Origin of the sequence: Kitasatospora sp. NPDC004799, from assembly GCF_040609095.1 — a bacterium.
GTDB lineage: Bacteria > Actinomycetota > Actinomycetes > Streptomycetales > Streptomycetaceae > Kitasatospora.
In genome coordinates, this window is sequence record NZ_JBEXJK010000271.1 from 1 (window position 1) to 11,024 (window position 11,024).

Genomic DNA, 11,024 nt, shown 5'->3' on the forward strand with positions numbered 1-11,024 from the left:
AGCGCCGCGCCGCCCTGCACAGTGCGGCGCTGGACCCGGCCGTGGTGGAGGCGCTGCGCGGCCTCGGCTCGCGGCACGGCGCCACCCTGTTCACCGTCGTGCTGGCCGCCGCGTTCGCCGTGCTGCGCACCGCCTCCGGGCAGAGCGACCTGGTCCTCGGCTGCGCCAGCGGCCACCGGGCCCGGCCCGAGCTGCGGCGCACCGTCGGCCTCGGCGTCAACACCCTGGCCGTACGGGCGGATCCGGCCGGCGACCCGACCTTCGCCGAGCTGCTCGGGCTGGTGCGCACCGCCCTGCTCGACGCCCAGCGGCACCACGAGGTGCCGTTCGACCTCGTGGTCGAGCGGCTCGGCGCGGACTCGCGCGGGGCGGACGGCACCCCGCTGCTGTCGGTCAGCTGCGACCTCGTCCAGCCCGTCGCGCCGCTGGCACTGCCGGGCCTCGACGCCGAGAACGTCGAACTCGACCTGGGGCTGGCCAAGTTCGGCCTGGCACTGCTGGTCGAGGACGGCCCGCGGCCGCGCGTCCTGGTCCAGCACGACCGGGACGTGCTGGACGGGGCCGACGCCGCCCGGCTCGCCGACGCCTTCGCGGCGGTGCTCACCGCGGTGGCGGGCGACCCGGACCGGCGGCTGTCCGGACTGCCCGGTGAGCGGCTGGGCGGCGAGCCGTCGGCCGTCGAGCCTTCTGTCGGAGCGCCTTCGGCCGTCGAGCCTTCTGTCGGAGCGCCTTCGGCTGTCGAGCTTTCGGCCGGGGCACCGGAGTCCGGCGAGCACCCGGTGGTGGCGGCGCTGTCGGCCGATCCGAGGGTGGTCGAGGCGGCCGTCGCCGAGCGCCCCGACGGCCCGCCGCTCGCCTACGCGGTGGTGCGCGGGCCGGTCGCCCCGAGCGGCACCGAGCTGCGGGCCGCCCTGCGCGGGCGCCTGACGGCCGCCGAACTGCCGCTCGCGGTCACCCTGGTGGACCGGCTGCCGCGCCACCCCGACGGCACCCCGGACCGCGACCGGCTGCCCGGCGCCGGCCCGCGGCCGGATGCCGCTCCGGTGTCCGCCGCCGCCGAGCCGGTGGTCGAGGGCCCGCTGGCCGCCGTCCGGCAGGCCTTCGGTGAACTGCTCGGCACCACCCCGCCCGCCGACGGCGACTTCTTCGCCCTCGGCGGCCACTCCCTGGTCGCCGTCCAGCTCGCCGAACGCCTGCGCACCCGCACCGGGCTGCCGCTCACCGGCCTCGACATCCTGGAGCAGCGCACCCCGCGCGCCCTCGCCACCCTGCTCGCCGCCCGCGCGGACGAGCGCCGCGCCGCCCTGGCCGACGCCGGCGCCCGCCCGCGGACCACCGGCACCCGCACCGGCACCGTGCTGCTCACCGGCGCCACCGGCGGGGTCGGCGCGGCCGTGCTGCAGGAGCTGATGGCCCAGGGCCGGCCGGTCCGGGTGCTGGTCCGGCCGGAATCCGCGCACCTGCCCGTGCTGAACGGCGCCGAGGTGGCGGCGGGCGACCTCGGCGACCTCGACAGCCTGCGCCGGGCCGTCGAGGGCGTGGACGCCGTGATCCACTCCGCCTGCACCTTCACCGACCACGCCACCGACCTCGCCGCGATGCGCGCGCTGGTCGACGGCTGGCGGGGCGGCCCGTTCGTCTTCGTCAGCAGCATCGACGCGTACGGTCGCCCGGCGGGCACCGAGGTCCCCGAGGGCAGCCCCAGCGGCGCGGCCGTCACCGCGTACGGGCAGGCCAAGCTGGACTGCGAGCGGATGCTCTTCGAGGCGGCCGCCGCCGGCCGCGGCCAGGCCGTCGCCGTCCGCGCCCCGATCGTCTGGGGCCCGCACCACCGGCTGCGCGACCAGCTCCGCTGGGGCTCCACCAGTGCGCTCTACCAGGCCGCCCTGGCAGGCCGGCCGATCGGCCTGCCGGACGGGAACGAGTGGTACGGCGCCTCGTGGGTGCACGCGGCCGCCCTGGCCCGGGCCCTCACCGCCTGCCTCACCCCGGACCACCCCGCCGCCGGCCGGGTCGTCAACGCGGTGAGCGGACACGTCTCCTGGGCCGAGTTCACCGCCGAACTGGTCCGCCTGCTCGGCTCCGCCAGCCCGATCGGCACCACCCCGGACGCCGACGAGGAGCTCCGCCGCCTCTGGCACTACCGGGCGGACACCCTGGCCGGCCCCCTCGCCCCGGAACCGGGCGAGGACTGGCGCAGCGTCCTGGCGGCCATGGTCGGCTGACCCCCTGCCGCGGGCGGAGCGGCCCGGCCTCCGGCCTGCTCCGCCCGTGCTGCCGCAACCGCCGCTACCGCAACCGCCGCAGCCGGGAGGCCGCGACGTTGCGGGTGCGCCTGGTCCGGCCGCTCGCGGCGAGCAGGCCCAGGACCCGCCGGGCCGAGGACTCCTCGGCGAGATGCGTCTGGAGCCAGTTGTCCGACGCGAGCAGCTGCTCCTCCTCCCACGGCTCGTCCAGCGTCACCGTCCGCAGCAGGGACCAGTCCCGCAGCCGCCGGACGGCGAAGGGGTCGGCGGCCACGACGCCCGCCAACTCCTGGTGCCAGGCCGGGAAGTCCGGCCCGGTCAGCAGCTCCGCCGCGCGCCGGTCCAGGTACTCGCAGACCGCGCAGCTCGCCATCGCGCGCTCGGGGTCCGTGAGCACCCGGGCCGCGAGGCCGGCCGCGGCCTCGGGGGCGACCTCCGCGAAGGCCCGGCGGTACCGCGCGAACCGTACGTGCTCGTCCGGCTCGAAGACTTCCGCACCGGCCGCTGCCGTCTCGGTCACCGGGTTCTCCTCCTCCGTCCCGCCGGGACTCATGGCTGTCACCTGCCCGATCCTCGCACGGCGGCAGCTGCACGCACGCGGCACCGGCCCCCTCCGGGGCGTCACCCGCGACGCCGCCCGGGCCCGGCTGCCCGAGGGGGTGGAGGTGCGCGAGGGCGACCTGGCCGACCCGGCACCCCCGGCGAGCGGCTGCTGAAGGACAGCGGCATGGCATGGACGGTCCTGCGGCCGACCCAGTTCGCCTCGAACGCCCTGTGGTGGGCGGCGCGGATCCGCGAGCGCCGCACGGTCCGCGCGTCGTACGCGGACACCGGGCTGCCCACGATCCACTTCGCGGACATCGCGGCGGTGGCGCGGTTGGCGCTGACCGAGCCCGGCCACCGGGGGCGGGCGTACGCGCTGACCGGCCCGGAGCGGGTGACGCCCCGGTAGCAGGTGGCGGCCATCGGGGCGGCCCTGGGGCGGGAGGTGCCGTTCGCGGAGATCGGCCGGGCGGAGGCCCGCCGGGAGCTGGCCGCGGTCCTGGGGGCCGAGGCCGCGGACGCGGTGCTGGACGTGACGGGCGGGGACGTCGACGACGAGCTGCTGGCGGTGCGCGACACCGTCGAGCAGGTCCTCCGGCCTTCGGCGCCAGGTGCTCAGCCGATGGTCACCACCCGGGCCCAGTCCGGCGGGGCGGCCGGCCGGTACTCCTCCAGGCCGTCGTCGTGCCGGTCCTCGCGGTACCGGCTCGGCCGCGGGAAGAGGCCGACCACCGTGCGGCAGGGCGGGGCGGCGGAGGGCCACGGGGTCTGGCCGTCGGTCAGCACCACCACCACGTCCGGGCGGGGGTGGCCGCGCAGGGCGGTGCGGAAGCCGGTGCGCAGGTCGGTGCCGCCCCCGCCGATCAGCGGGATGTTCTCGGCCCGGCAGAGCCGGTGGGCGGTCTCGGCGGCCGCGTCGCAGGGGACGACGGTGACCTGGTCGCGGCGGCCGCCGACCGCCCGGCCGATCGCCGTGACCTCCAGCAGCGCGCTGCCCAGCTCGTCGTCCGAGACCGAGCCCGAGGTGTCGATGATCACCGCGACCCGGGGCGGGCGCCGCCGCAGGCTCGGCAGCAGCACGCCCGGCACCCCGGCCGAGCGGCGGGCGGGGCGGCCGTAGCTGTAGTCGTCGCCCGCGCCGGGGCCGGAGGCCGCCGAGCGGATCGCCGCGCCCAGCAGCCGCCGCCACGGCTGCGGCGGGTGGAAGGCCTCCTCGGCCCAGCGCTGCCAGCCCTTCGGCGTCTTCCCCGGGCGGGCCCGGATGCCCTCGGCGACCCGGAAGCGGACGGCGTCGCGCTCCTGGGCGGTGAGCCCGTGGGCGCCGTCGGGGCCGAGGTCCCAGGGGCGGTCCAGGCCGTCGGCGCCGCTACCGCACTCCAGCCAGGCGGCCGCCAGGTGGGCCGGGTCGAAGCGGAACCGGCGCAGGTACTCCTCCATCAGCAGCCCGTCCGGCAGTTCGAGCATCCCCGGCCGGACGGCGCCGGGCGGGCGGGCCAGCCCGTCGCCGTAGACGTCGTCGTTGATCTCGCAGTCGGCGGCGATGTTCATCCGCAGCCGGGCGCCCGGGCCGTCCGTGCCGAGCTCCCGGGCGAGCCGGTCGCCGCGCCCGTGGTGGTCGCGCAGCAGGTGCGAGACCTCGTGCACCCAGACGCCGGCCAGCTGCTCCACCGGGGTGCGGGCGACGAAGGCCGGCGAGGTGTAGCAGCGCCAGTACCGGTCCACGGCCATGGTCGGCACCTGCCGGGACTCCACCACGGTGAGCGCGAACAGCGCGGTCGCCAGGTACGGGCGGACCCTGACGGCGTGCAGGCGGGCGGCGTACAGCTTCTCGACGTCCAGCTTTGCGAGGTCCGGCCTCTCGACGTCCGGCTTCGCGGCGTCCGGCGGCAGGGCGGCGGCGGCCGCGCCCGCGGTGCCGTTCACCGCGACACCGCCCGCGGCTTGAGGGCGCCGACGAGGTCGGCCCGGCGGGAGACCGCCAGCGCCGGGGTGAGCCGCTCGATCGCCGCCGGCACGTCCCAGTCCTCCCGGCGCAGCGAGGCCAGCGTGGTGGCCGGGACCACCAGGAGGTCCGGCGCGCCGGTCTCCAGCGCCCGGACCAGCAGCGCCCAGGCCGCGTCCCAGCGCGCCCGGTCCGGCCGGTTGCGGACCGTCGCGACCACCCCGTCCAGCACCGCCTGGCGCAGGTCCCCGCGTTCGGGCAGCACCGCGCCAGCCGGGTCGGCGAGCAGGTCCTCCGGGTCCGGCAGGTCCATCCGGTCCAGGTGCGCCATCAGCTCCAGCCCCGGGCCGTCGCCGACGGCGCCGCGCACCAGCAGCGACAGCACCTCCCGGGCGGACCCGGCCGCGGTCGCGAAGGCGACCAGCCGCAGCGCCATGTCCCAGCTGCGCGGGGACGGCCAGGCGCCGCCGCGCCGGGTCTCGGTGGTGGGCAGCCGGTGCACCAGTTCGGGGCGGGCGGCCAGCAGCCCGCAGACCGAGCGCCGGGCGAGGGCGACGGCCGTCGGCAGTTCCCGCGGGTCGAGCCGGGGCAGGGCGGCCACCGGCCAGACACCGCCGAGGCCGCGCACCACCACCTCGTGGTCGTGCGCCCACTGGAGGTGGACGAAGCGGTTGGCCAGCGGCGGGCTCAGCTCCCAGCCGTCGGCCGCCGAGGAGCGCGGGTTGGCGGCGGCCACGATCCGTACGCCCGGCGGGAGTCGGAGCGAGCCGACGCGCCGCTCCAGGACCAGCCGGAGCAGTGCGGCCTGGACGGCGGGCGGCGCGGTGGACAGCTCGTCCAGGAACAGCAGCCCGCGCCCGGCCCGGACCAGGCGCACCGCCCAGTCCGGCGGGGCCATCGGGACGCCCTGCTGCGCCGGGTCGTCGCCGACGATGGGCAGCCCGGAGAAGTCGGAGGGCTCGTGGACGCTGGCGATCACCGTGGTCAGCGGCAGGTCCAGGGCCTCGGCGAGCCGGTTGAGCGCGGCGGTCTTGCCGATGCCGGGCTCGCCCCAGAGCAGGACGGGCAGGTCGGCGGCGACGGCCAGGGTGAGCGCCTCCAGCTGGGGGTCGGTGCGCGGTTCGGTGGTGGTGTCGGCCAGCAGGTCGAGCAGCTGGCGGGCGACGTCGAGCCGGGTGGCGTCGAGCCGGGTGGCGTCGGGGTGGTCGACGTCGGGGTGGTCGACGTCGGGGCGGGCGGTTTCGGGCGTGCGGACGGGCATGGGTGAGCACCTCCTGGTGGGAACGGGCATACGGGTGTCGAGTGAGGGGGCGCCGAGGTCAGCGGTCGGAGGCCAGGCGCGGCCGGGCCCGGTACGAGACGTGGCGCGGGCGTGGCCGGAAGGCTGCGCCGGTCGGGCGTGAGCTGTAACGTGCGCGAGGCAAGGGGTAGTTGACGAGATCGGGCCCGGTCAGGCCCTCGCGGTAGAGGCCGTACGCGATCCGCCGTTCGGCGGCCGCCGCCAGTTCGTCCCGCAGCGGTCCCTCGCGCAGCACCGCCTCCGGGCCGAGCAGGGCCTCGACCACGGCCAGCGCCCCGGCGGTGTCGCCGTGGTCCAACCGCTCGCGCACACCGGCCAGTTGGTACGGCCTCCGGTGGGCCAGGTCGATCGCCCGCAGGCAGGGGAGCGGGGTGCCGGACAGGGCGGCCAGCAGCTCCTCGCGGCGGACCTCGGCCGGATCGTGGTCGAGCGGGGTGAGCACCCCGTCGACCAGCCCGATCCGGTGCCGCGTCCCTCGGCAGTCCACTGTCCGCTCGTCCGGCGGCGAAGTCCCGGGCCACGTGGCCGGGTTGGGCCGGTGCCCGGGCGCCAGCGCGGCCGCCACCAGCGGATGCAGCCGGTCGGGGCCGATCGCGCCGCTGCGGAGCAGGTCGACGTCGGGCGGCACCCAGGTCGCGGCATCGGGCAGCAGCGGCAGGCCGGAGGTGTCCCCGGTGGCCGCCACCGTCGTCCCGTCCGGCCCGAGCAGCAGCCGCCGGCGGCGTCCGAGCCGGACCACGACGGGCCCGGCGGGGAGCCCGTCGGCGCGCAGCAGCAGCTCGGCCTCGGCGGCCCAGCGGTCGACCGCGCAGCGATCCACGGGATCGCCAAGGTTCGTACGCAGTAGGCCAGTTGGGGGAGTTCCAACACCGGCTCGGACGGCCAGCTCGGCGCTGCGTCCGGCGTCCCAGAGGTGCCGGTGCAGGTCGTAGCGGAACCGTCGGCCGGGGCGCGGATGCGGGTGCGGCGAGCGGCCGTCGCCGCCCGAACCGTCCCAGAGCGCCAGGCCGACCCGCTGTCCGTACTCCGCCCAGGCGGGCGGCGTGCGGACCACCAGGAAGACCGGCGGTGAGCCCGGGTAGCGGACCAGCGGCACGGTGAGCCCGGGCCGCAGCAGCCCGTCGGGGGCGGATCGCGGCAGGTGCCAGCGCAGCAACTCCGGTGCGAGGCAGCGCAGATCGGCCCGCACCCGGTCGGCGAGCTCCCGGCCGTGGACGCGGGTGACGTCCCGCAGGCGGAAGTCGACCTCGACGTTGGCGGCGGCGCAGGCCCCGGCCCAGTCACCGGTCAGGCGGCGGGCGGTGGCGGTTTCGATCATGGAGGGCGGCACGGCGTACTCGCGTACGCGCCGCCAGAAGGAGAGGCGGGAGTCGTTCCCGTGCGCGGGGTGAGTGGGCATCAGCACGCACTCTTCGCGGACGGGACCCCCAATCTGAGAGCAGCGTGAATGGTCATCGCCGGGGAGCATAGCGCCCCGCGCCGCCGCCCGCCACAGAGTTCCGCGCCGGGCCGAACGTCCGCCCGGCGCCCCTGTCGGCCCCCGTGCCCGCCCTGGCCGGTTCCGTTCGCTCGCGGCCGACGGCGGGTCGCGGCGGACGGGCCGTCGGGAGCAGACTGGCCGGTGCACGCGAGTTCCGACCGCAGGGGGCAGGCATGTCCGTACGACCCGGCAGGCGCACGACAGTTGGCAGGCTCCGGACGGCGATCGGCGCACTCGTCGTCGCGCTCACGGCGGGCGCGGCGGTCGCCCTCCCGGCGGCCGAGGCGGAGGCGGCCGGGGCCCTGGGCGGCAAGGTGGTCTACCTGACCTTCGACGACGGCCCCAGTCCCGCCTACACGCCCAAGGTCCTGGCGACGCTCGCCCAGTACGGGGTGCGGGCGACCTTCTTCGAGATCGGGCAGAACGTCGCCGCCCGCCCGGCGCTGACCGCGCAGGTCGCCAAGCAGGGCCACAGCGTGCAGAACCACTCCTGGTCGCACCCGGACCTGCGCAAGCTCTCCGCCGCCGCGCTCAACGCGCAGGTGGCCGACACCGACCGGGTCATCCGCGCCCAGACCGGCCGCACCCCGAGCTGCCTGCGCCCGCCGTACGGCGCGGTCAACGGCACGGTGCGCTCGAAGGCCGCGGCGCTCGGCAAGCAGGTCGTGCTCTGGTCGGTGGACCCGGCGGACTGGTCCCGCCCCGGCACCGCCGCGATCCGGTCGCGGGTGCTGAACAACGTCCGCCCCGGCTCGGTGATCCTGCTGCACGACGGCGGCGGCGACCGCAGCCAGACGGTGGCCGCGCTGCCCGGCATCATCTCCACCCTCAAGGCGCGCGGGTACGGCTTCGCCACCCTCTGCGGCTGAGCCCGGCCCGTGCCGCCCGGTCGGGCTGACCCGGCCGGCTCGGCCCGGCCGGCGGCCCCGGGTCAGCTCCGCCCGTCGAGGACGAGCGCCCAGGCGAGGCAGGCCAGGGCGCCCGTCGACAGCAGGGCGCGCAGCACGTTGAAGCGCACCCAGCGCGCCTCGAACCGGCCGCGCACCGCGGCCGGGTCGGCGATCCGTCCGGCCGGCCCGGCGGCTTCGAGCCCGTCGTTCAGCGGGATGTTGACCCAGCGGGTGACCCCGATCACCGCGGTGTACAGCACCAGTGCGGCGACGGTCGCGGGCAGGACGCCGTGCCCGTCCGAGGGCAGGTGCAGGGCGACCGCGGCGGCGGTGGCGACCAGGGCGCCGACGAAGCCGAGGGCGAACCAGCCGTTCAGGATCGCCACGTTGACGCGCTGCATGACCTCGATGAAGGTCCGGTCCTCGACCCGCGCGAGCGCCGGCATGACCGAGCACGCGTAGGCGTAGAACAGCCCTGCGGTCAGTCCGCAGGTGACGGTGGCCGCCACCAGGACGAGTGTGCGTGCCGTGTCCATCGTCGTGAGCTCCTCACTCCTCGCCGTGGCCCCGGCCGTCATGCCCAATCGCCGTACCCCGTGGGTTGATCATCCGGTATTCGGGGCGCGCAAGCCACCCCCTGGCCCGGCTGTCATGCCCATTCGCCATTTGCCTAATCCATTTAGGAAATCCCATACTGTCCGTAGATCACCGACGCGACCGTACGGGAGGACCGCAGATGGCAAGGGCAGGGCTGACCATCGACCGCCTGGTCGTCGCGGGCGCCGAACTCGCCGACGAGGTCGGCTTCGACCGGGTGACCGTCGCCGCCGTCGCCCGCCGCTTCGGCGTCCAGACGGCCAGCCTCTACTCCCACGTCAAGGGCTCCCAGGACCTCAGGACCCGGATCGCCCTGCACGCCCTGGAGGAACTCGCCGACCTCGTCGCCGACGCCCTGGCCGGCCGGGCCGGCCGCGACGCGCTCGCCGCCTTCGCGGACGCCTACCGCGACTACGCGGCCCGCCACCCCGGCCGCTACGACGCCACCCGCCTGCGCCTGGACGCCGAGACGGCCGCCGCCAGCGCGGGCGTCCGGCACGCCCAGATGACCAGGGCGATCCTGCGCGGCTACGACCTGGCCGAGCCGGAGCAGACCCACGCGGTGCGCATGCTCGGCAGCGTCTTCCACGGCTACATCAGCCTGGAGGCGGCCGGCGGCTTCAGCCACACCGCCGTCGACCCGCGGCAGTCCTGGGACTGGATCATCGACTCCCTCGACGCCCTGCTGCGCGCGGGCGGCGCCCGTACGGCCGGTTGAGCCACGCCTCCCAGCCATGCCCCGACGGGGCCCTGCCCGTCCCTCTGAACCGGAGAGCAGCACCATGACGATCACCACCCCCGTCACCGAGGCCCTCCTGCACGGCCACCTCGACGTCGAACGGACCCGCCGCGGCCTGCTGCCGCACCGCCTGCCCGCCGCCGCCCGGCGGCGGATCCCGGACGACCAGCTCGCGATGGCCGAGTCCCAGCCCTCCGGTGTCCGGCTGGCCTTCCGCACCCGCGCCACCACGATCACGCTGCACACCGTCCCCACCAAGCGCGCCTACCCGGGCGTCCCGGACGTCCCGGACGGCGTCTACGACCTCCTGGTCGACGGCCGGCTCACCGCGCAGACCGGCGTCCCCGGCGGCAACCTGCGCACCGTCGACCTCGCCACCGGCCGTGTCGACCTGACCGAAGGGCCGTCCGGCAGCGCCCGGTTCACCGGCCTGCCGACGCGGGACAAGACCGTCGAGATCTGGCTCCCGCACACCGAGACCACGGAACTGATCGCCCTCGACACCGACGCCCCGATCGAGCCGCTCCCGGCGGGCACCCGCAAGCGCTGGCTGCACCACGGCAGTTCGATCAGCCACGGCTCCAACGCCGCCCACCCCACCGGGACCTGGCCCGCCCTGGCGGCCAACGGCGCGGGCCTGGACCTGACCAACCTCGGCTTCGGCGGCGGTGCCCTGCTCGACCCCTTCACCGCGCGCACCATCCGCGACACCCCCGCGGACCTGATCAGCCTCAAGCTCGGCATCAACCTGGTGAACAGCGACCTGATGCGGCTGCGCGCCTTCACCCCGGCCGTCCACGGCTTCCTGGACACCGTCCGGGACGGCCACCCGGCCACACCCCTGCTGGTCGTCTCCCCGCTGCTCTGCCCGCTCCACGAAACCGTGCCGGGCCCGCTCGCTCCCGACTTCAGCAGCGGCACTCTGCGCTTCCGCGCCACCGGCGACCCGGCCGACGTCGCCGCCGGACGGCTCACCCTCACCGTCATCCGTGCCGAACTGGCCCGCATCGTCGCCGACCGCCGGGCCGACGGCGACCACCACCTGCACCACCTGGACGGCCTGGCCCTCTACGGCGAGCCCGACCACGCCGCCCACCCGCTCCCCGACGGCCTCCACCCCTCCCCGGAGGCCCACCGCCTCATCGCCCAGCGCTTCACCGCCCTCGCCCTCACCCCCGGTCGCCCCCTGGCCGGGAGTGTCATGAATCAGGTGGACACCCTGATCAAGGGAGACACTGATGAGCTCGCTGACGGATCACCGGATCGGGTCGGTTCCTGACGGGTCGG

The 11,024-nt window shown here is 76.6% G+C and carries 9 protein-coding genes and 1 pseudogene; 5 read left to right on the forward strand and 5 right to left on the reverse strand.

The genetic code is table 11. The annotated features are described in order from the left end of the window. Window positions 1–2,225, forward strand: a 2,225-nt coding sequence (locus ABZW03_RS28040; protein ID WP_355263968.1) for a condensation domain-containing protein, incomplete at its 5' end; no start/stop codon positions are given. A gap of 64 nt (window positions 2,226–2,289) precedes the next feature. Here the strand turns inward: ABZW03_RS28040 and ABZW03_RS28045 are convergent. Beyond that, window positions 2,290–2,808 (reverse strand): hypothetical protein, encoded by a 519-nt coding sequence (locus ABZW03_RS28045; protein ID WP_355263971.1) that lies wholly within the window; start codon window positions 2,806–2,808, stop codon window positions 2,290–2,292. Here ABZW03_RS28045 and ABZW03_RS28050 point away from each other — a divergent pair. Further along, a pseudogene (locus ABZW03_RS28050) lies at window positions 2,798–3,381 on the forward strand (capsule biosynthesis protein CapD); the annotation flags it as partial. The gene ABZW03_RS28045 and the pseudogene ABZW03_RS28050 overlap by 11 nt on opposite strands. A 23-nt stretch (window positions 3,382–3,404) precedes the next feature. Here the strand turns inward: ABZW03_RS28050 and ABZW03_RS28055 are convergent. Genes ABZW03_RS28055 through ABZW03_RS28065 form a run of 3 tightly spaced genes read right to left on the reverse strand, consistent with a single transcriptional unit; the run spans window position 3,405 to window position 7,430 of the window. After that, window positions 3,405–4,679, reverse strand: a complete 1,275-nt coding sequence (locus tag ABZW03_RS28055) for a VWA-like domain-containing protein (RefSeq protein ID WP_355263992.1) — start codon at window positions 4,677–4,679, stop codon at window positions 3,405–3,407. A gap of 29 nt (window positions 4,680–4,708) precedes the next feature. Further along, window positions 4,709–5,992 carry a MoxR family ATPase gene (locus ABZW03_RS28060; RefSeq protein ID WP_355263974.1) on the reverse strand — a complete coding sequence of 428 codons (1,284 nt, stop codon included), beginning with the start codon at window positions 5,990–5,992 and terminating at the stop codon, window positions 4,709–4,711. A gap of 58 nt (window positions 5,993–6,050) precedes the next feature. Next, window positions 6,051–7,430 carry a hypothetical protein gene (locus tag ABZW03_RS28065; RefSeq protein WP_355263977.1) on the reverse strand — a complete coding sequence of 460 codons (1,380 nt, stop codon included), beginning with the start codon at window positions 7,428–7,430 and terminating at the stop codon, window positions 6,051–6,053. A gap of 254 nt (window positions 7,431–7,684) precedes the next feature. Here ABZW03_RS28065 and ABZW03_RS28070 point away from each other — a divergent pair, with 254 nt between their 5' ends. Then, the gene (locus ABZW03_RS28070; protein WP_355263980.1) at window positions 7,685–8,380 is read left to right on the forward strand and encodes a polysaccharide deacetylase family protein; all 696 of its coding nucleotides are present in this window, start codon (window positions 7,685–7,687) and stop codon (window positions 8,378–8,380) included. A gap of 62 nt (window positions 8,381–8,442) precedes the next feature. Here ABZW03_RS28070 and ABZW03_RS28075 read toward each other — a convergent pair whose 3' ends face one another. Then, window positions 8,443–8,937 carry an anthrone oxygenase family protein gene (locus tag ABZW03_RS28075; RefSeq protein WP_355263983.1) on the reverse strand — a complete coding sequence of 165 codons (495 nt, stop codon included), beginning with the start codon at window positions 8,935–8,937 and terminating at the stop codon, window positions 8,443–8,445. A 200-nt stretch (window positions 8,938–9,137) separates the two neighbouring features. On the opposite strand from ABZW03_RS28075, the gene ABZW03_RS28080 reads away from it, so the two are divergent. Further along, window positions 9,138–9,716: a WHG domain-containing protein gene (locus ABZW03_RS28080; RefSeq protein ID WP_355263986.1), complete on the forward strand. Its 579-nt coding sequence runs from the start codon at window positions 9,138–9,140 to the stop codon at window positions 9,714–9,716. A 64-nt stretch (window positions 9,717–9,780) separates the two neighbouring features. Then, window positions 9,781–11,016, forward strand: a complete 1,236-nt coding sequence (locus ABZW03_RS28085; protein WP_355263989.1) for an SGNH/GDSL hydrolase family protein — start codon at window positions 9,781–9,783, stop codon at window positions 11,014–11,016. The last annotated feature ends 8 nt before the right edge of the window (window positions 11,017–11,024 follow it).